This window comes from Zooshikella ganghwensis DSM 15267, from assembly GCF_000428585.1.
GTDB classification, from domain to species: Bacteria; Pseudomonadota; Gammaproteobacteria; order Pseudomonadales; family Zooshikellaceae; genus Zooshikella; species Zooshikella ganghwensis.
In genome coordinates, this window is record NZ_AUAF01000012.1 from 40,230 (window position 1) to 61,556 (window position 21,327).

General features: G+C 41.8%; 17 protein-coding genes. 9 read left to right on the forward strand and 8 right to left on the reverse strand.

Features of this window, described 5'->3' with window-relative positions; genetic code table 11:
- Positions 1 to 68 precede the first annotated feature (68 nt).
- The 4 genes from F607_RS0104680 (at position 69) to F607_RS0104695 (ending at position 4,417) form a co-directional block, all read left to right on the forward strand.
- Positions 69 to 692 (forward strand): DUF2799 domain-containing protein, encoded by a 624-nt coding sequence (locus F607_RS0104680; protein ID WP_027707137.1) that lies wholly within the window; start codon positions 69 to 71, stop codon positions 690 to 692.
- A 197-nt stretch (positions 693 to 889) separates the two neighbouring features.
- Positions 890 to 1,630 carry a response regulator gene (locus tag F607_RS0104685; RefSeq protein ID WP_027707138.1) on the forward strand — a complete coding sequence of 247 codons (741 nt, stop codon included), beginning with the start codon at positions 890 to 892 and terminating at the stop codon, positions 1,628 to 1,630.
- The gene (locus F607_RS0104690) at positions 1,617 to 3,062 is read left to right on the forward strand and encodes an ATP-binding protein (RefSeq protein WP_038290091.1); all 1,446 of its coding nucleotides are present in this window, start codon (positions 1,617 to 1,619) and stop codon (positions 3,060 to 3,062) included. Before F607_RS0104685 ends, F607_RS0104690 begins: the two co-directional genes overlap by 14 nt.
- 95 nt (positions 3,063 to 3,157) lie before the next feature.
- A complete protein-coding gene (locus F607_RS0104695) occupies positions 3,158 to 4,417 on the forward strand; it encodes an ABC transporter substrate-binding protein (RefSeq protein ID WP_027707140.1) in 1,260 nt (419 codons plus the stop codon).
- A 221-nt stretch (positions 4,418 to 4,638) separates the two neighbouring features.
- On the opposite strand, the gene pyk is transcribed toward F607_RS0104695, so the two are convergent.
- Positions 4,639 to 6,081 carry a pyruvate kinase gene (pyk, locus tag F607_RS0104700; protein WP_027707141.1) on the reverse strand — a complete coding sequence of 481 codons (1,443 nt, stop codon included), beginning with the start codon at positions 6,079 to 6,081 and terminating at the stop codon, positions 4,639 to 4,641.
- 17 nt (positions 6,082 to 6,098) lie between these two features.
- A complete protein-coding gene (gene gap, locus F607_RS0104705) occupies positions 6,099 to 7,103 on the reverse strand; it encodes a type I glyceraldehyde-3-phosphate dehydrogenase (protein WP_027707142.1) in 1,005 nt (334 codons plus the stop codon).
- Between the two features lie 154 nt (positions 7,104 to 7,257).
- On the opposite strand from gap, the gene edd reads away from it, so the two are divergent.
- Both edd and F607_RS0104715 read left to right on the forward strand, forming a co-directional pair.
- A complete protein-coding gene (gene edd, locus F607_RS0104710) occupies positions 7,258 to 9,084 on the forward strand; it encodes a phosphogluconate dehydratase (RefSeq protein ID WP_027707143.1) in 1,827 nt (608 codons plus the stop codon).
- Between the two features lie 113 nt (positions 9,085 to 9,197).
- The gene (locus tag F607_RS0104715) at positions 9,198 to 10,163 is read left to right on the forward strand and encodes a glucokinase (RefSeq protein ID WP_027707144.1); all 966 of its coding nucleotides are present in this window, start codon (positions 9,198 to 9,200) and stop codon (positions 10,161 to 10,163) included.
- A gap of 215 nt (positions 10,164 to 10,378) precedes the next feature.
- Here the strand turns inward: F607_RS0104715 and F607_RS0104720 are convergent, their stop codons facing one another.
- Genes F607_RS0104720 through zwf form a run of 3 tightly spaced genes read right to left on the reverse strand, consistent with a single transcriptional unit; the run spans position 10,379 to position 13,272 of the window.
- Positions 10,379 to 11,041, reverse strand: coding sequence for a bifunctional 4-hydroxy-2-oxoglutarate aldolase/2-dehydro-3-deoxy-phosphogluconate aldolase (locus F607_RS0104720; protein ID WP_084611103.1), 663 nt, complete (start codon positions 11,039 to 11,041; stop codon positions 10,379 to 10,381).
- 22 nt (positions 11,042 to 11,063) lie between these two features.
- Positions 11,064 to 11,807: a 6-phosphogluconolactonase gene (gene pgl, locus F607_RS0104725; protein WP_051310900.1), complete on the reverse strand. Its 744-nt coding sequence runs from the start codon at positions 11,805 to 11,807 to the stop codon at positions 11,064 to 11,066.
- Complete coding sequence (zwf, locus tag F607_RS0104730; protein ID WP_027707147.1) at positions 11,791 to 13,272, reverse strand: glucose-6-phosphate dehydrogenase; 1,482 nt, start codon at positions 13,270 to 13,272, stop codon at positions 11,791 to 11,793. The genes pgl and zwf overlap by 17 nt, the downstream gene beginning before the upstream one ends.
- Before the next feature lie 377 nt (positions 13,273 to 13,649).
- Between zwf and F607_RS0104735 the strand changes: the two genes are divergently transcribed.
- On the forward strand, positions 13,650 to 14,528 hold the full coding sequence (locus tag F607_RS0104735) for a MurR/RpiR family transcriptional regulator (RefSeq protein WP_027707148.1): 879 nt from the start codon (positions 13,650 to 13,652) through the stop codon (positions 14,526 to 14,528).
- Between the two features lie 107 nt (positions 14,529 to 14,635).
- Here F607_RS0104735 and F607_RS0104740 read toward each other — a convergent pair whose 3' ends face one another.
- Both F607_RS0104740 and F607_RS0104745 read right to left on the reverse strand, forming a co-directional pair.
- Entirely contained in the window at positions 14,636 to 15,475 is an 840-nt protein-coding gene (locus F607_RS0104740) for an OmpA family protein (RefSeq protein WP_027707149.1), read from the reverse strand.
- Positions 15,476 to 15,592: 117 nt separating this feature from the next.
- A complete protein-coding gene (locus F607_RS0104745) occupies positions 15,593 to 15,874 on the reverse strand; it encodes a DUF427 domain-containing protein (RefSeq protein ID WP_027707150.1) in 282 nt (93 codons plus the stop codon).
- A gap of 435 nt (positions 15,875 to 16,309) precedes the next feature.
- Here F607_RS0104745 and F607_RS0104750 point away from each other — a divergent pair, with 435 nt between their 5' ends.
- The gene (locus F607_RS0104750) at positions 16,310 to 18,814 is read left to right on the forward strand and encodes a response regulator (protein WP_169719766.1); all 2,505 of its coding nucleotides are present in this window, start codon (positions 16,310 to 16,312) and stop codon (positions 18,812 to 18,814) included.
- An 88-nt stretch (positions 18,815 to 18,902) separates the two neighbouring features.
- Here the strand turns inward: F607_RS0104750 and F607_RS0104755 are convergent, their stop codons facing one another.
- Positions 18,903 to 19,838 (reverse strand): cation diffusion facilitator family transporter, encoded by a 936-nt coding sequence (locus F607_RS0104755; RefSeq protein ID WP_027707152.1) that lies wholly within the window; start codon positions 19,836 to 19,838, stop codon positions 18,903 to 18,905.
- Between the two features lie 381 nt (positions 19,839 to 20,219).
- Here F607_RS0104755 and F607_RS0104760 point away from each other — a divergent pair, with 381 nt between their 5' ends.
- Complete coding sequence (locus F607_RS0104760) at positions 20,220 to 21,323, forward strand: hypothetical protein (RefSeq protein ID WP_027707153.1); 1,104 nt, start codon at positions 20,220 to 20,222, stop codon at positions 21,321 to 21,323.
- Positions 21,324 to 21,327 lie beyond the last annotated feature (4 nt).

Here is a 21,327-nt window from a genome sequence, read left to right on the forward strand (position 1 = left end):
AAAAAGAAAGTTATTTTTCTTTTGTGTATGGTATTAATTTTATAAACAAGACCTGAGTAAATGTTTTTATGCGAAGCGCTTTAGATTCTTTTGTGTTTGTCCTGCTGTTACTCCTCGTCAATGGCTGTAGTGTCATGACAGAAAGCGAGTGTCGACTAGCTAACTGGCATACTGTAGGTTTTGAAGATGGCTCTCAAGGTCATTTAAGTTCAAGAGTGGGTATATATCGTAAAGATTGTTCTGACTACTCAGTTGTTCCTGATTTCAAAGCATATCAAGCAGGTTATCAACGAGGTCTTCAGCGTTACTGTACTGCATCCCGAGGTTATGCGGAAGGTGAACAAGGAAAACATTATCAAGGCGTTTGCCCCAGTGCATTAGAAGCGCGGTTTTTATCAGGCTATCAACGGGGGCATGAAGTATATCAAGCCAGGCAGCACTGGCAGTCAATAACGCAAAAAATTTCAACCTTAGAGCAGGACTTACGCTCTTTAAGAACTGAGCTTTCTACTAAAGAACGAGAACTTATTGAGCAGGGTGATCATATCGACAAGCGGTCAGCGCTTATGAATTCGATTAACCACATACGAGCCAAAGAGTTTCAGCTGCAAAATGAGCTGTATCAATTGCAGAGTGATGAACGTTGGGCGAGGGAGGAATATGACGTTATTCGCCTTCGAAACACGAGATAAGTGTTCCTGTGGTTATTTTGTTATAGTATTTAAAACATCTGTCTGGATTGTTTCATACCTTTACTGGGGTATCATAGTTAATTGCAGAGAGTAACAAATTAAGTTTACCTAAACGCGGTTTGTCATTGACTTATCCCATAGATATAGCCTGAGTGGGTGAACTTTTGTAACGTTTGTAATGTTTTATTTGGCTAAATATGCATAAAAACAAAAAAATACTCGTTGTTGATGACGATACCGAAATTAGAACGTTATTACGAGAATACCTTGAGCGTTCAGGGTTTTCTGTGTTGGAAGCAGCTGATGGCGTATCACTGTTCGAGCAGTTTCCCGCTGAAGATATCGATATTGTTCTGTTAGATGTTATGTTACCTGGTGATGATGGTTTTACGCTGTGTCAGAAGATTCGCAAGGAGTCACTGGTGCCGATAATTATGTTAACGGCAAGTTCTGATGATGCGGATCGGATTGTTGGCTTGGAAATGGGGGCTGATGATTACATGGCCAAGCCATTTAACCCAAGAGAACTCTTAGCGCGAATCAAGGCTATCTTACGCAGGGTTGAGACCCATCAACAGCCCGTTGAGGTAAGGCCTGCTGCTAACCCTCGTTATTACAAGTTTGCAGGGTGGACTTTGGATACTACCAGCAGACAGTTAGTGCGAGAAGGTGAACAGCAGTACCCTTTGACAGGGGCAGACTTTGCTTTGCTGATGCTGTTTCTAGAGCACCCTCAACGTATTCTTAAGCGTGATGAAATCTCTGACCTGACCCGAGGTAGAGAGTCTAGTCCTTTTGATCGATCAATCGATGTTCATGTCAGTCGGCTTAGACATCGGCTTGGTGACGATGGTAAAAATCCTCAAATAATCAAAACCGTTCGTGGGGCAGGTTATGTACTTGCAGTAGAAGTCAGTGTTGCGGATGAGTTGGATTAGACGTTTTTGGCCAAAATCGTTAGTTGGGCGTTTAGCCAGTGTGCTTGTGCTGGCCATTGCGGCAGTGCAACTTATTAGTAGCGTCATTTGGATGACTCAGGCTCGCTTTGCTGAAGAGCAGGAGGTCAGCCGAATGGCTGAGCATATGGCATTGAGCATGGCGTCGACAGTAAAGTTTTTTAATTCTCTTCCAGTCAAATACCGGCATATCGTTCTTGATCAGTTGCGTAATATGGGAGGAAGCCGTTTTTTTGTAAGTATTAATAAAGAACTCATTTTAATTAATGATTATCCAGAAAAACGGATACACCATATTGTGATTAGTGAGTTCAATAAAGTGCTCAGAAAAGAGCTAGGTAAAAATCAGCGCATAATCGTTAAATTTTCTGATCCAGATACCCTTCACGTGTTTAATAATGATGTTTTACTGACAGATTTACCACCCCGCTGGACACACCATAGCTTGCTTATGAAACCTTTATCGCCGCCTATTCTGGTGACGCAAATTCAGGTCGCAGAAAATGAATGGCTATATGTGGCTGCTTTAATACCTCATCCTTCATTTATCTCTGAGCGAGAATTTTTGTCCACTGAGCGTTTGATTTTTTTAGGCTTGATGCTTGTTGTTTTGCTTCTGGTGTCGTTTTGGGTCGTGACTTGGCTGGCTAAACCTTTAGAGAGACTGTCGAAAGCTGCAGAAGAGCTTGGTCGAGATCTTGAACAGCCACCTTTACCTGAAGAGGGTAGTCAGGAAATGGTGAAGGCGGCAAAAGCTTTTAATGCAATGCAGTATCGTTTACAGCGATATATTGATGATCGAGCTAGATTATTTGCAACTATTTCTCATGATTTAAAAACACCTATAACGCGAATGCGCTTGCGAGCAGAAATGTTAGCGGATGATATGCAGCGCGAACGATTTTGTCAGGATTTAGCTGATTTAGACCTGATGGTAAAGGGCGCTTTACAGTGTGTGAAAGACACTGATATCCATGAAAACCAGGTACCTATTGACATTATGGCGATGTTAAGGCGCTTAAAAGATGATGCCTCGATGGCAGGCCATGAGGTTAGTTTGATCGGTAATAACTGTAAGATGTTTATCGGTAAACCTTTAGCGATTAAACGAGCGCTGACCAATTTATTGGATAATGCTATCGCCTATGGGAAACGAGCCGAAGTGTCAATTATTGATTCTCCACAAAAATTAGTCATCACTATCCGTGACTTCGGGCCAGGATTACAACTAGGCGATTTAGAAAAGGTGTTTGAGCCTTATTATCGTAGTCAGGGAAATGTCTCTAAGTCTGGCATTAGAGGGTTGGGCCTAGGCATTGTTCGCAGTATTGCACGTGCGCATGGTGGGGAAATTATTTTAAAAAATCACCCTGAAGGTGGGTTAATTGCTGAACTAACGCTACCTCGACAATAAAAGTCCATATTTTTTTAGGTTATGCTCACTTCCCCTCTTAATTAACGTTTTATAGCCTAGAAATATATAAAAGAAAATTAACTGAGATGTAAGCTATGACTTATTGGCTAAAGTCCACCACAGTTTCATTATTAATGTTATTTGCTCAAAAGATTTGGGCAACAACAGAAGTTGAAATTTTGCACTGGTGGACTTCAGCAGGAGAGGTACGTGCTGTCAACGAACTTAAGGCTGCTATGGCTAGTGTTGGCTATCAGTGGATAGATTCAAGCGTGAGAGGAGGTGGTGGGGAGACAGCAATGACCGTTTTAAAGTCTCGGGTGTTAGCGGCTAACCCACCACTTGCAGCACAAATAAAAGGGAAAGAAATTCAAGAATGGGCCAGACTAGGTTTTTTATCTAATTTATCCTCTGTAAGCCAGGAACAAAATTGGTCATCGCGTCTGCCTGCGTTTGTCACTGAAATAATGCAGCATAATGGCAAGTTTGTAGCAGTCCCTTTTAATATTCACAAAGTCAATTGGATTTGGCTAAATAAGGATGTGTTCCGAAAATATAATCTTCCTGTGCCTACCTCTTGGACCATGCTGAATGAGGTTGCTACCAAGCTGCAGGCTAAAGGCATTACACCCATTGCGTTGAGTAATCAGGCGTGGCAGCAGGCTATTATTTTTGAAATAGTTGCGCTGGGTATTGGGGGTAATGAGTTTTACCGTAAAGCATTTGTAGAAAATGATATTGATACACTTGAAAGCCAGAAAATGATTCAAGTTTTAAAACAGTTCAAGCGCTTGAGTGTTTATTATGATGATGAGGCGCAAGGCAGGGATTGGGATGCTGCCACTGAGATGGTGATTGAAGGCCGTGCAGCAATGCAAATAATGGGGGATTGGACAAAAGGTGAATTTTTGGCTGCAGGAAAAGTAGCAGGGGTGGATTTTGCGTGTATTCCAGCACCAGGTACACAAGATAGCTTTATCTATAATATCGATAGCTTTGTGATGTTTGATGTTCAAAATGCAGAAAAGCAAAAGGCGCAAATAGAGTTAGCAAAAATCATTATGACGCCTGACTTTCAGAAAGCGTTTAATTTGCGTAAAGGCTCTATTCCTGTTCGTAATGATGTTCCACTCGATCAGTTTGATGAGTGTGCGCAACTTTCACATCAGTCACTGACTGTTGCGGCTAAAAATGGAAATTTACTACCAAGTTATACCCAGTATATGGCAACAACATCAGACACAGGGGGAGCTATATACGAAGTGATAACAGCTTTTTTCAAAGACCCCAGTATGACACCAGAAACAGCGGCACATCGGTTGGTAGCGGTAGTAAAAGCCGCTATGGTGAATTAAAAGTGTCCAGGCTTTTTCGAGTCTGAAGCTTTTTAAAAAGGACAGGGACTCAATGGTCCCTGTAAAGTCCACAGGACTGAATAACAGCCTTGCACTTGGGAGAAATGGGATGCTCAGCATCCCAGAAGTAATATGGCAAGCATATACTTCAAAAAACAATTACGTTTTATATCCTCACGGATATAAGTGTCATGCCGTCATTCACAAGGTTGTGAATAACATTAGTCAACACACAATACTTTAAGTGTATTGGTTCCACCTTGAGAGTGGGCGCGGTCACCTTTAGTGATGATAATTAAATCACCAGTGCTTACATGACCTGCATTTTTGAGTGCCTGAATGGCATGACGGTTAACTTCTTTACCTGGGATAGTGTCAGTTTCAAATGGAATTGGCATTACGCCACGGTAAAGGGCAACACGGTTTTGCGTATCTTTATGCCGAGAAAAGGCAAACACTGGAATAGATGAGCGAATTCGAGACATCAACAGTGGCGTTGCCCCTGACTCAGTCATACAAATAATCGCTTTTACACCTTGCAGATGGTTAGCTGTGTACATTGCTGCGAGTGCAATGGACTCATCAATATTCTGGAAGGGTTCATCCAGGCGGTGTTTTGAACGGTGTGCTGCAGGGTGTAACTCAGCACCTACACAAACACTAGCCATTGCTTCAACAGTTTGCACTGGGTATTTACCAGCAGCTGTTTCAGCAGACAGCATAACTGCATCTGTTCCATCCAAAACGGCATTAGCGACGTCAGAAACTTCAGCACGGGTTGGCATTGGGCTAGTGATCATTGACTCCATCATTTGAGTCGCAGTGATAACCACGCGATCCAAACTTCTGGCACGATCAATAATGTGCTTTTGCACAGCAACTAGTGTTGCATTGCCAATTTCAACACCTAAGTCACCACGAGCGACCATTACCCCTTCAGAAGCACGAATAATAGAGTCGAGTACTTCATCATCAGCAACAGCTTCAGCGCGTTCAATTTTTGCAATCAAACCAGCTTTAGAGCCAGCCTCATGCAACAGTTGACGGGCTTCATCCATATCTTCAGCTGAACGAGGGAAAGATACGGCTACATAGTCCACGCCAATTTGAGCAGCGACTTTGATATCGACTTTATCTTTCTCTGTAAGGGCTTTGGCAGACAAGCCACCACCTTGACGGTTGATACCTTTGTTGTTGGAGAGAGGACCACCAATCAGTACTTCTGTAATAACTTCGTGCTCAGTAACACCCGTAACACGAAGCTCAACGCGGCCATCATCAAGTAATAAGATATCACCTGGACGTGAGTCAGCAATAAGTGCTTCATAGTCAATACCAACACGCTCATTATCTCCAGCATTTTTATCTAGAGACTTATCAAGAATGAACGTCTGGCCAACTTCCAGTTCAACTTTGCTTTCTTTGAATCGTGCAATACGAATCTTGGGACCTTGAAGGTCCCCAAGAATCGCCACGAAAGCATTTTGACGCTTAGCGGCTTCGCGGACTAGCTCAGCTCGCTTTTGATGGTCTTCTGGCTCGCCATGTGAGAAATTCAGGCGAACCACATTAACGCCCGCTTTGATCATTTTCTCTAATGTTGCTAAGTCATTAGAGGCAGGACCTAAGGTGGCTACGATTTTAGTTCTACGAATGCTTCCCATGGCTTATGCTCCTACGCTTATGCAGGTGCATTAATTAAAGCAATGGTGTTGTCTAGCATACGATTTGAGAAGCCCCACTCGTTATCGTACCAGGCCATAACTTTAACCAGGTTACCGTTAACGCGTGTTTGAGTCGCATCGAATGTAGAAGAAACAATGCTGTGGTTGAAGTCAATAGAAACCAGTTTTTCAACGTTGTAGGCTAAAACTGGAGAAGCATCAGATGCTTTCTTCATAATTTCGTTGATTTCTGCAACGCTAGTTTCACGCTTAGCAACAAAGTTAAGGTCTACAACAGATACGTTGATAGTGGGGACACGAACAGCCATACCGTCCAGCTTGCCATTAAGTTCTGGCAGTACTAAGCCTACTGCAGCAGCTGCACCAGTCTTAGTAGGGATCATAGACATGGTTGCTGCACGAGCACGATACATATCGCTGTGGTATACGTCAGATAGGTTCTGATCGTTAGTGTAAGCGTGGATCGTTGTCATCAAGCCGCTGTCAATACCAACAGTATCGTTCAGAGCTTTAGCGACTGGTGCTAAACAGTTAGTGGTACATGAAGCGTTAGAAATGATTTCATGCGACTGGCGTAGTACGTCATCGTTAACACCATATACAACAGTAGCGTCAACGTTAGTGCCTGGTGCAGAGATGATGACTTTTTTAGCGCCTGCTGCAAGGTGAGCACTGGCTTTTTCACGGCTAGTGAAGATGCCTGTACATTCGTAAACAACGTCTACATTTAGAGAACCCCAGTCAAGCTTAGATGGGTCACGCTCTGAAGTAATACGGATTTCGTCACCATTGACAACCATTGTGCTGCCTTCAGTGCGAACTTCGCCTTGGAAGCGGCCATGTACGGTGTCATAACGAGTTAAGTGAGCGTTGATTTCAGCATCACCCAAATCGTTGATAGCAACAACCTGAATACGATCGCGGTAGCCGTTCTCATAAAGAGCACGAAGTACGTTGCGACCAATACGACCGTAACCGTTAATAGCAACACGAATGGTCATGGAAGAATCCTCCTACAAAGACTGCTATATTTTATTGGTAATATTACAAATAAAATGGACTTTCGACAATAAAAACTACTGAGAAGTCCGTGTTAAATTATGTAATATTACCATTTGAAAACGTTATCTCACTATCGACTGATGAGGAAGCGTAATGCACCCTACAATCGCCAGCGTTACTCAACGGGTCATTGCCCGAAGTTCTGCAAGCCGTAAAGCCTACATTGAGCGAATGCAGCAAGTCGCAAAGCCGCGACCTCACCGATCCACACTCTCATGCGGAAACTTAGCTCATGGTTATGCGGCTTGCCAGCCGCAAGACAAACAAATTCTTAAGCTCGCCACTCAAGCTGATGTAGCTATAGTCTCAGCATATAATGATATGCTATCTGCGCATCAGCCGCTGGAAAAATACCCGGCTCTTATTAAAGAGACCATGCGAGAGCTGGGTTCCGTTGCACAGTTCGCTGGTGGTGTACCTGCGATGTGTGACGGTGTCACTCAAGGGCAACCAGGCATGGAGCTTAGCCTCTTCAGTCGAGATGTGATTGCCATGGCAACCGCTATCTCACTCTCTCACAACATGTTTGACGCCACCCTTTGTCTTGGTGTTTGCGATAAAATTGTGCCGGGGCTTTTGATTGGCGCATTAAGCTTTGGTCATCTGCCATGCATTTTTGTGCCAGCAGGACCAATGCCATCAGGATTACCAAACAAGGAGAAAGCCCGAGTGCGACAACTTTACGCAGAAGGTAAGGTTGGTCGTGAAGCGTTGCTTGAAGCGGAATCTGAATCTTACCATGCTCCTGGTACTTGCACATTTTATGGCACAGCTAATAGTAACCAGTTATTGATCGAGATCATGGGTTTGCATTTACCAGGTGCATCATTTGTAAACCCTGAGACGTCATTGCGTGATGAACTAACCCGAGAAGCGGCTCGTCAGGTCACACGAATAACTGCGCTCACAGAAAATTACACGCCTATATGGAAGGTTGTTTCAGAAAAATCAGTTATTAATGCAGTTGTTGCCTTGTTAGCAACAGGTGGTTCAACAAACCACACTATGCATATAGTGGCAATAGCTCGAGCTGCAGGTATACACATTACCTGGGATGACTTTGCTGAACTATCATCGGCTGTACCACTACTGACGCGAATCTATCCAAATGGACAGGCTGATATCAACCATTTCCAAGCGGCAGGTGGTATGGCATTTTTAATTCGTACGCTGTTACACGCAGGCCTGCTTCATAATGATGTGGTCACTGTGGTCGGTGAAGGGTTGGAAGCTTACACTCAAGAACCCGTTTTAAAAGATAATGCTCTAATTTGGCGCGCAGGGCCTGAGATATCACATGACCTTGAGGTGTTAAGACCAGTAAGTAAGCCTTTTAGTGCTGAAGGAGGTCTACGACTGCTGAAGGGTAATCTTGGGCGTGGTGTGATTAAAGTGTCTGCAGTTGCACAGGCGCATCAAGTGATTGAAGCACCAGCTATTATTTTTCATAGTCAGGAAGCAATGGCTGAAGCTTTTCAGCGAGGTGAGTTAAATAAGGATTGTATAGTAGTTGTTCGTTTTCAAGGGCCTCAGGCGACTGGGATGCCTGAATTACATAAACTGACGCCATTTCTTGGTGTTTTGCAAGACAAAGGTTTTAAAGTGGCACTTGTCACAGATGGTCGTATGTCTGGTGCTTCAGGAAAAGTGCCCGCGGCAATTCATGTGTACCCTGAAGCGGCACAAGGCGGGCCATTAGCCAAATTGAGAAATGGTGATATTGTCTGTGTAGATGCATTACAGGGAATATTAACTGTTAAAGTTCCTGCAGAAGAGTGGCAACAACGTACACCAGTTGTTGCCGATTTATCTGATTTTCATCAAGGCATGGGGCGAGAGTTATTTGCTCAAATGCGGCAAGTGGTTGGTGGTGCAGAACTTGGAGCGACAGTCTTTGATTTCGATAATGTAGGCAAATAATTTGTAGCCTTCACTTTGAGTAGATACTCACAGCGAAGGGTATAAAATAAAAAGGTCTGGCTTTACATTATTAAGCACATGACTGATGAATGAATGGAAGTGAGGAGGTAGTAGTGTCATCTCAAATTGCATTAGTGGGGGATATTGGTGGAACCAATGCCCGTTTCGCATTGTTTGATTTATCAACGCAATCGTTACAGCAGATTCAGGTTTTAGCTTGTAAAGACTATGCCAATATTGACCGGGCAATTACTCACTACTTAAACCAACAGAGTGTTTCACCGGAACAAGCCTGCCTTGCTTTTGCCTGCCCGGTTCATAATGCCCAAGTGCGTATGACCAATAACCACTGGTATTTTGATAAGCAGACATTGAAGACTGACCTAGGGTTAAAGCAGCTTCGAATAATTAATGATTTTACCGCGCTTGCCTTAGCATTGCCGGTGCTGTCGGAAAAAGATCTTTGCCAGGTTGGAGAGGGTGACTCTGTCAAAGATAAGCCTAAGCTGGTCATGGGGCCTGGAACAGGCATGGGGATGGCAGGTTTGGTGAGAACTCAGCAAGGCTGGTTGCCAATCCCCACGGAAGGAGGGCATGTAGACTTTGCGCCTCGTAATGAATTAGAGGTTGAGGTTTGGCGCTATTTGCACAGATGTTTTGAGCATGTTTCTGTTGAGCGAATACTGTCGGGTAGTGGCTTAGTTAATTTATATCAAGCGCTTGCGGCAGTATCGGGTCAAGAAATTTCAGTGGTAGACCCCTCATATATTACAACTGAAGGTTGTGAAGGCACAGATAAATTGGCTTGCCAGACACTGGAGATGTTTTCGGAGGTTTTAGGCGCTGTGGCAGGCAATGCTGCGCTTACCATTGGTGCGTTAGGTGGTGTTTATATTGCTGGAGGGATCATTCCACGTTTTAAAGCGCACTTTATGAAGAGTGGTTTTAGAAATGCGTTTATTGATAAAGGCCGATTTCGGGATTACCTAAATGCTATTCCCTCATATTTAGTGCTTGCTGAATATCCTGGTTTATTAGGCGCTGCTCAGGGACTAGTTTCTTCTGAAAAATTAGGTTAGTAGTATCGATATGGCTTTGTTAAAAAGCTACTCCTTTTGCGAAGGGTATACAAAAGCAAAACTTTAAATTTATCAGATAAAAAAAACTCCGCATAAAGCGGAGTTAAAATGCCAAGAGTAGTGTTATAAAACACTTGTCCTAGAGCAGTTTCCCATTGCTGGGAAGGAGACACATTATTCAGAGGACAGCTGAATAATGATAAAAAGGGTATTCATTAGCTTTGCAGCAATGCCTGGATACTTAGCTTGCTAAGCTCAGTAATTCGCTGCCAGTCTTTATTGCGAACAGCATCACTTGGTACGACCCATGACCCACCAACACACATTACATTCGGTAAGGCGAGATACTCTCTGGCGTTGTTGGCATTAATCCCACCTGTGGGGCAAAAACATACATTACTAAAAGGGCCTGCCAGAGCTTTTAAAGCAGGCACTCCGCCTACAGCGGCTGCTGGGAAAAACTTAAAGCGCTGATAGCCAAGTTGTAGTCCCTGCATAAGCTCAGATGGCGTTGCTATACCAGGCAGTAATGGAATGGTTGAATCAATGCCAGCAAGGAGTAGTTCGTGGGTTAAACCTGGACTTATTGCAAACTGAGCTCCCGCGTCAACTACTGCATTTAACATTGCCACTGAAGTGACAGTGCCTGCACCAACAAACGCTTCAGGCAGCGCTTTGCGAATGATGCTGATTGCATCCAGACCAGTTTGTGTTCTTAAGGTAACTTCCAGCGTTGAAATTCCACCATCAAGCAGAGCATTCGCTAGTGGTAGCGCTTCAGAAATATCATTAATGGTTATCACAGGCATAATCGGGGACTGTCGGCAGATTAAATCAATCTGCTGTGTCGCCTGCGTTGCCAGTGTTAAGTTTGACATGTTTGATCCTGAGCGCATGAGCTTAAGGGCTCCAATAAACAACAAAATTAATGGACGGATCCTGCAGAAAGGCACGAATGGGCATATCCGCTTGATTTTCAGTGGTTAACGCTTGCTGTAACGTAAGTAACTTGTCTTCCCCTACAATGTGTAAGATCACAAGCTTGGCATATGCCAGCACGGGGTATGTCAATGTAATACGCTGGTGAGGTGCTGTGATCGGTTGGCATGACAGACATAGTTTTGGCGTTGTTGAGTTGAGTCCTTCCTGCAAGGTAGGCGTATTAGGAAAGAGTGAAGCTGTATGTCCATCATTCCCCATCCCTAAAATAACCACATCAAAAGGCTGTGGCAGTTGCTTCAGTATTTTTGAGCAAGAATCTAGACCGCTATCTGCATCAACTGGAGGTGTTTTTAAGCCGTAAAATTTGGCAGTAAAAGCCTTTTTTTGTAATAAGTGTTTTTTAACTAGCTGAGCATTACTATCAGCATGGTGCTCATCAACCCAGCGCTCGTCTGCTAAGGTAACACTCACGTTGGCCCAATTCAGGTTGCACTCAGCAAGTGCATTAAACAGCGGAATGGGGGTGCTACCACCAGATACCACAAGTGTTGCCTGACTATGGCGCGTTAAACCTGATTGCAAGGTATCTGTGACGGTATCGGTCAAAGCAGCCACCAGCTTTTGACTATCATTAAAGCTAAGCAGGGGGTGCTTTAGTTTGGCTCTCACATCAGTGAGCAGTTGTTCAAGCAGAGTCTTCATGCCAGGACTTTCCATCACGGGTAATCATTGCTATTGAAGATACGGGGCCCCAAGAGCCAGCTGGGTATTTTTGCGGGCGTGTATTTTGGCTCTGCCATCCATTAATTATTTGATCACACCAGACCCAGGCATATTCAATTTCATCGCGACGCACAAATAAGTACTGGCTGCCTTGGATTACTTCCAAGAAGAGTCTTTCGTAAGCATCTGGAATACGCTGAGTATGGAATGTATCTGAAAAGTTAAGTTTGAGTGGGCCTGGTTTTAAGCGCATTCCTTTTTCAAGCCCTTGATCTTTGGTCAGTACTTGAAGAGAAATACCTTCATCAGGCTGCAGTCTGATAATAAGTTTGTTTTCTGCTATATCACGCTGTTCAGGGGCAAAAATATAATGAGGCGGCCTTTTAAAGTGAATGATGATTTGGGAAAGCTTTTCAGTCATTCGCTTTCCTGTTCTCAAATAAAAAGGCACATTTGCCCATCGCCAGTTACAAATTTGTGCTTTGATAGCTACAAATGTTTCGGTGCAACTTTGAGAGTCTTTACCTTCAGGCTCTTCTAGATAACCAGGAGCAAGCTGGCCTTGGAAACTGCCAGCACAATACTGCCCTCTAATGACATCATGATTGAGGGAGTGAGTATCAATGGGCTTCAATGCCTTGAGGACTTTAACTTTCTCATCACGAATACTGTCAGCACTTAAATCATTGGGCGGGTCCATTGCAATTAAACACAGCAATTGCAGTAGGTGGTTTTGTACCATGTCACGCAACTGACCAGCTCGATCAAAGTATCCCCATCGGTGCTCAATGCCAATGGTTTCTGCCACAGTGATTTCAATATGATCAATATGATTATGATCCCATTGAGAGCCAAATAAGCTATTAGCAAAGCGTAATGCAATCAGGTTTTGAACCGTTTCTTTACCTAGGTAATGGTCTATTCGGTAAATCTGTTCTTCAGCAAAGTGCTGCGCTACTGCATCATTAATTTTTTTAGATGAAGCAAGGTCATATCCGATGGGTTTTTCCAGTACGATGCGTGTTTGGTTATCGATACAACCTGCGTTAGAAAGGTTTTGGCAAATTTCTCCATAGATAGCAGCAGGTGTCGCAAAGTAGCAAACTAAAGGGTTATTCGTTTCGCATAGTTTGTCATGTAATGTGTGGTAAGCACTGCCATCAGTAAAGTCGATTTCAATGTAAAAAAGCCTTGCAAGAAAGCGAGCGAGAGCAATTTCGTCAATTTCATTCGGCGCGATAAATTTGCAGAGATGGATACGGACTGTTTCCAGAAAATTTTCTTGATCAATTGGGGATCTTGCTAAACCAAGCACTCTTAATTGTGGGGCTAAGAGATTTGCTTTATCGAGTTGATAAAGTGCAGGGAAAAGTTTCCGCAGGGCCAAGTCTCCTTGGGCGCCAAAAAGTGCTATATCACATTTTGTTTTGGCTACTGTGGGCATGTACCTAACCTACTTTGCGGTAACTTGTAATTTATATGTTGTTATAAAATTACAGAATTGATTGAATTTTAGTTTTTTGGTGGTGTTTTTGCAATTTTTTTTGTAAAGTTTACTACATATTGGCATGTTGTGGTGTAATTACCCTATTGTGTTGATTGTTAAGTAGCTTAAGCATAGGCTTCAAGCTATCATAGCTGCATTCATATCCACTGCCTGGCAAAAGTAGATAGTGTTATATCCTTAATTATGCTGCAGTTCAGCAATGCGTGCTTATTTTGCTGAGCGTCTCATATGTATAGATAAGTGATTATGTTTGCTGTCGTTTGCGTGGTGGAGCATCTAGTATTTAGTAAATTAAACATAATCTGTATTTACTTATGACCCTACCCAGTCAGTCATCCAACCTATTAGAGCGGATACGCGATAACCTTGAACAATTGAATCGTTCTGAGCGCAAAGTGGCTGATGTCATTTTGAAAGATCCGCAGTCTGCTACGCGTTATAGTATTGCTGCACTCGCACAAGCGGCAAGCGTTAGTGAGCCAACAGTTAATCGCTTTTGTCGCAGCTTTGATGCTAAAGGTTATCCGGATTTCAAATTGCAGTTAGCGCAAAGTTTGGCTAGCGGTACACCTTATGTTAGCCGTAGCGTTGAAATTGATGACACGGCTGAAGAATATACCCAGAAAATTTTTACAACGAATATGGCTTGTCTAGATGCTGCACGTCAGTCTATGGATGCGTCGGTAATAAATCGAGCTGTGGATTTTTTGATTCAAGCCAAGCAAATTAGCTTTTTAGGACTTGGTGCGTCAGGTCCAGTTGCGATGGATGCTCAGCATAAGTTTTTCCGCTTCAATATTCCCGTCATGGCTTATGATGATGTATTGATGATGCGAATGATGGCATCAGTAGCCAACACAGGTGATGTCATTGTTATCATTTCTTATACAGGTAGAACGCGAGAACTGGTTGAGATTGCTAAAATTGCACGTGAAAGTGGTGCAACTGTAATTGGTATTACGGCACCAAACTCTTATTTGGCTAAGGAATGCTCGTTAACAATTGATGTCATTGTTCAAGAAGATACCGATATATATATGCCGATGTCTTCTCGTATTATTCATTTAACGGTATTGGATGTGTTAGCAACAGGCGTGACGTTAAAGCGGGGTGTTGACTTTCAGAAGCACTTAAAACGAATCAAAGAGAGTTTACAAGCGAGTCGGTTGCCTGCTTCTCCACCAAAAAGCTGATATTTATAACTTTCGGTATGGCTATAAATATTAATTGTTGGACAACATGGTTAAGTTTTAAAAGAACACCCATCATATGATGGGTGTTCTTTTTTTGTCTTGCTTGACTATTGATCTATTACATTAAGTTCTACACGGCGATTCATAGCTCGGCCAGCTTCGGTACTATTACTGGTAATTGGTTTTTCTTCTCCATAGCCTACCGCTCTGAGGTTGTTACCATTAACTCCACGGGAAACAAGGAAGTTACGAACAGCTTCAGCGCGGCGCTGTGAAAGACGCATATTGTAGCGATTACTGCCTACATTATCCGTATGTCCAGATACTTCTAGTTTAGTATTTTTGTGTAGGCGGAGTTTTTCGGCAACTTTTGATAGATACTCATGAGAGGTGCCAGTTAACCGGGCAGAATTAAACTCAAACTGAACACCTTTAAGTGCTAGTGCCTCGGAGCAACCAATAGCATTAACTTGTACTCCAGGAGGTGTATTTGGACAATGATCTTTCATATTAGCTACGCCATCATTGTCTGAGTCTAATGTACAACCTCTGTTGTCAACTTGAGTATTTAAAGGTGTATTTGGACACTGGTCACGATAATCTGGAACACCATCATTATCTGAATCTACTGGACAACCGTTGTAGTCTACTTTAACGCCACGTGGTGTTGCTGGGCATTTATCTTTACTGTCAACGACACCATCATCGTCTGTATCATGCTCAATCATTGAGCAGAAAAATCCCCCTAATAATGCACCACCTAGTGCTCCAACGGCAGCGGCCTCGCCATCATCTGCAGATGATCCAGCAACAGCTCCCAGGCCACCACCTACTAATGCACAATTACGCCAATCTTCGTGCCATGGGCCATTTGTTGCACAGCCAGTTAGAAATATAGGTAAAAAAACAAAGAGTCCTAGCGTCCTGCTTTTTACGGATGGTTTCATTTTTTTCTCCATTATTATCATGGTTTCAGCTATCTGGGTTCTTGACCAGTATAGATAAGGTTTATTAGTTTGCCGCAATAACGTGACACTTACATTAGCATTATGTAGGTTCAGTGGTTAACGTGTGATTACTACCCCGTGCCAAAAGGCAATATAATGTTTAATTTTTTTTGCTGCAGGCTTAGGGTCAGGATATGACCAGGCAGCATCTTCGTTTATTTTATCTTCAACTTTTATGTGAAAATAGTGGGCTACTCCTTTCCATGGACAGTCTGTTTGTGTGTGACTTACAGTAAAAAAACCAGTTTTAATGGATGAAGGTGGGAAATAATGGTTGCCTTCAACAATGATTGTTTCATTACTTTCTGCCAGTGTAGCACCATTCCACACAGCTTTCATAAGTTAGCTCCCACCCATTTAATACATAATATACTCTACCTGAGGTATGCCATTTACTGTAAAAGTAGACTAACGCTTTAAGCTGAATTCAGGTTTAAATATGAGAGTATCTCAAAAAATAGTGACTTTCTTGCAAGAGCAAGGAAGCATTGCACATAGGGTCACAGTGTATAAGGAAGACATGATGATCAGAGTGCAGTGCTGACCCAGCTATCACGAAAAAGTGCATTTTAGATGTGTCCATAAGTTATTTTTAAAACTGAGTATCAAACAGTTAAACCCTCATTTTGGGATTTAAGCTGTGTTACTGTATAGTGAATATGCTTGTTTGGATATTGACAAGCTGTAAAGAGCATATGCTTTTATAATATGAAATATAATCATAATAATATTGAAAATTGGGACAGCTCAACCAAAAGGGATCAAGCAGTGTGGATGAATGATGTTAAATATCGCTCTATTTTAACCTCCAAGTGGCCAATAAGTCGTTATATAAGCTTATGGTTTTCAATAAGTGTCATCGGTTATTCATTTTTACCACTTTTATTATTATTTACAGTAGGGAATGGATTTACGACGGATTTAGTAAGTTTAACTTTTTTTGAGTGGCTGAGCAGCTTTGGGGAACATTCAGGTCATTTTGCATTATCGTGGGTCGCTTTATTGTGTGCTCTATTGATGTGTTCATTTGTGTGCCTTCTTGCTTCACTGGAGAATGTTACGACAATATTTATTCTTGCTTTAGCCGTTGTTTGTGTAGCGATTGTTGATGTTTTTTTTGATTATCAGGTATCATTACTCCATGGTCAGCTAACAGATAAACTCTTTAACATTGCTTGGACTATTGGGAAAATACATGCGCTATCTATCATCATTGTTGCTTCGATTATAATTAAGTGGCAGTTGTATGCTCGAAGACAATGGTTGATTGTATTGCTCTATGCTCTATTTGCTACTTATATTGGTTTTATTTTGCAACAGAGGTATTTGACATCGACAAGAGTGATAGCAGATGCTGAAGCAGGGACGGCTGTACTCAATATCGTTATAGAATTAGCACCCGTTATTATGTGTGTTATAGGTGGTGTTCTTTTAATAAACTTTGTCAGAGAGCGTAAGCGAAGCTTTTTTGTACAAAGTGTACTTTTATTTCTTTTTCCTATTTTTTCTGCACAGTTACATATTGCTTTTGGGAGTGTGGTTTCTTACCACCAACACCATGTGATAGCAAAAATTTTGACTGCAACGGCATTTGTAATCCCATTAATAGGTGCTTTCTTGGAAGTGATATTTAAAATGCAAATTTTTAAAAAAATGCTTGCAGATAAAAATAAAGAAAATATACATCTTTGGCAGTCGAATAAAAAATTACAAAGGTCCAAGTCCCAACTTAACTCAATGTGCCAATCAGTAAAAGAGTGTCAAAAAAGTGAAGCAGGACTACTTGTTAACCTTGGCTTAGAAATGAAAGAGCCAGTTAATAACATAATGGCAATGACCTCTTTGTTGCAAGCAAATAAACTGGAAGAACTAGAAAAATTATCTGTCAAGGCTATTTATTCGGCTAGCGAAAAGTTATATAGGCTCGCTTCCGAAGTAACTGATTATGGTAAAATCAAATCAGGTCAAATTAATATTAATTATGTTGAGTTTGACTTTTACCAAGTTATTGAAATGGTTGCAGACCAATTGACTTATAGGATTAATGAACAGCCTGTATCTGTTTCGATTGTATATGCTGATGATATTCCTGGGCCAGTTAAAGGTGACTTTAAGAGAATTCAACAGGTCATCTATAATTTAGCCATTGCACTACATAGCCTTAGGAAGCATAGAGAAATTTGTATTAATACACAATTGATCAGTCAGCAAATTGATTGTGTCACATTATTAGTCAAAGTTTGCAGTCCAAAACAGACTAAAGAGGACATGAAATGTATTGGAATGCAAATGACAAATCTCTACTTGGCGGTTGCAAGTGAATTAGTGAAACAATTGCATGGGGAGCTGACAGAAACAAAATATGGTGAAGTCGCTGTTAGGCTTTGTTTGCCATTGGCACCAGGTGTACCTATTAAAGTAAGAAATAAGGTTGATTTACAAGGCGTCCGTGTCTTGATTGTTGATGATGTTACAGAGAACTGTGAGTTGTTAGAGCGTTTACTAAATAGATGGGGTATGGTTTGTGATATTGCTAGAACAGCGACAGAAGCATTAGAAAAAATAACTCAGCAGGCGCTAGGTAAACACCCCTATGATATTGCGCTGTTGGATTATAAAATGCCGGCAATGGATGGCGAAATGTTGGGTAGAGGTATTAAAAATGATCCTGTTATTGCAAAAACTAAATTGGTTATGCTAACTACGGCAGACTATCAGCGTAATATTGAAGACCTTAAAAGAGCAGGATTTTCTGGGTATTTACTAAAACCAGCACGTTCACGCTTATTGCTCCAGTTATTGGGTAAAGTGCTGTTATCAGAGCCTGATGTGTTGGTAACACGTGAAATGTTAAATGATGGGTCAGAAACAGTGTTGATTAACTCAGGCCATCAGTCAGGAAATATCAATATTTTAGTAGCTGAAGATAGCTATTCACATCAATTAGTCATCAAAACACTGCTAAAAAAACTTGGGTGTAATGTAACTGCTGTTGATTGTAAGGAACAGTTGATACAGCAGGCACGTCAATTTAATTACGATATCATTATGTTGGATATGTTATTAAAGTCCAAAAGTACTGTGCCAATGGTGGATGAGTTAAAACGGTTATTCTCTCAGGATGTACCCGTTGTTGGTTTAGTACCTAGTGACCGTCAACAAGAGCTTATTGTTAATAATGAATTATACGATGATATTATTTATAAGCCTTATTCTCAGAATGTTTTAGTGAATATACTTAATCACTGGTGTAGTGAGAAATTTTCTACGATTCAATAAGTGAGTCATTAACCGCGCGCCATAGAATATCGAAATGCGAAACGATATTCTCTGGTGCGTGGTTATAACGTGTTAACTGGGGCTAACATTAAAAAGATTTTATCTCATCAATAACCATATCTTTTCGGGATTTCACTTCTATAAATACACGTTTAACAAGTGGGTACTGAGTTTTAATTTGGCAGTCAAGGTGGGCAATGGTTTTTTCTACGATGCCCGCGGGTGTTTGATCTTCAAAGTCTAAACTAATCGTTGCAAGGATAAAATTTGGTCCCATATGCATAGTAGCAATTTCATTAACATGCTCTACGTTGGGCTGGTTTACGAGTAATTCACGTATACCTCGACGAGTTGCAGGTTTTGCACTCTCACCGATTAACAGGCTCTTGGTCTCATACGCTAACCAGGCCGCTGTACCTGCTAATATACAGCCAATCAAAATAGAGGCAATACCATCATAAACTGGATTACCTGTAAGGTGTCCTAGGGCAATTCCGATAAAAGCTATGATCAGACCAAGCATTGCTGCACTGTCTTCGAATAAAACGACAAAAACGGAAGGGTCCTTAGCTTGGTGTACTGCTTTAAAAAGTGAGTTATTGCCTCGGGTATGTTTAAACTCTTTCCAAGCCATATACCACGCTATACCTTCAAATATCAGTGCTAGGGTTAACACGATATAGTTGACCGATACATTTTCGAGTGGGCTTGGGTTCATTAAATGATGAATACCCTCATAAATAGATATACCTGCTCCTACCGCAAAAATTAAAATTGCAACGACAAAACTCCAAAAATAGATTTCTTTTCCATGTCCAAACGGAAAGTCTTCACTGGCAGGTTTTTCTGCTTGTTTGAGACCAAAAAGCAAAAGTACTTGATTGCCGCTATCCACCACAGAGTGAATGGCTTCAGAGAACATGGCAGAGCTACCAGTCATTACTGAGGCAACAAACTTAGTGATTGCTACAAGTCCATTACCGACTAGCGCTGCGATGATGACCTTTTTGGACCCTGATGCCATTTAAACTTCTCCGTTACATGAGGTTGAGGAGGTCGATAATAAAAAGTCATTTGTAAAAATCAATTCGAATAACGAATGAATTTGCTAATAGTCATGTTTATTAATGCTCAATGCGTGATGTTATGCAAAGAATTGACTACTTTCTATGAAACGCTGGTTTGATAACTAACTTTATCATTGAGTGGGTGATGGGCATTATTAACTATTGCAGCTATTGTTCGCCTGCTTAGCTAGCCGTGTTGGAATCACTAAAAAACGCGGTTATCAGCGTCGTTGTCACTTATATGTTTCGTGTAAATTTCTATCTTGAGTCTATTTTTATTTGCAACATTAAACGATATGGATAAAGCTAAAATAATAGTGGTTAATTAAAGGTTGGTTATGAATTCCAACACACTGTCGCTGCATTCCTTTTCGTTTAACTCGGATGAGCACGAAGTATTAGCGCAAAACGCTAAGGTAGGAACATGGCTTTATCTGTTAATATGGGTAGCAATTGTATTGTGGGGTGATTTACTGCAACACGTGCCTTTACTTACCTCGCTGATGACAATTTGCTTAGTGTTATTAGCGTCTGTCCGCTTTTCTTTAGTTCATAATTTTGCTCGTTGGTATCTTCATTACCCGCTTGCATGGGTATGTGGGGTCTATTGCTGTATTTTATTTAGTGGGTTGTTATGGGGAGGGATGACTGCAATTGCGTTATCCAGTCATGCCTTACAAAGCTTGGCAGTAGCACTACTAGCTGCGACAGCTGGATTTATTTCTGCAAGTTGTGTGCTCTATACGTTTAGTGGTTTGCTGACCATGGGTTATCAAACCTGCTTGCTATTTCCTCCATTGGTGGCTCTTTGGCTTCAAGGCGGAGAAACTAATTATTGGCTGTCTGGCTTGTTGCTGGCGTACTGGTTAGGAATGGTGGCTATTTTCTGGATTCAGCATAAACAATATCGCCTGTTAAGCCATCAACAACATGCACCTCAATATACAGAAAAACAACTTTGTTTGACCGAAGCTCATTCTGTGACAGGATGGATTAGTCATGAGCACTTGTCAGGTGTTGTTAATGCTGAAGTTAAGCGAAGTTCCCGAAGCGGAGCACCATTAGCACTTCTCAAGCTCATGGTAACTCCTCATGACAGACGAAAGTTTGATAAAGATGAGGTCGAGTCTATCCATACTGAGCTGGCTGGAGTGTTAAATAGCATAATCACGCGAGCCAGCGACTGGATTTTTTATGATGATGCGGGAAATGTTTTTATGTTACTGCCAGAGACTCCTGCCGCAGCAGCGTGTCATATTGCAGATAAAATGATTAACCAGATGCCTAAACCACTCAACCAACGTTACTTGTTCAGCATTGGGGTGCTTGCGGGAAGTGTTTCCTGGCCGGTCTCAAGTAAAGTTTTACTGCAACGCTTAGCAAGTGTAACTAATGATGTCTACAAAAATAATCAGACGGTAGCCTTTTCAACCATCACCTGATAGT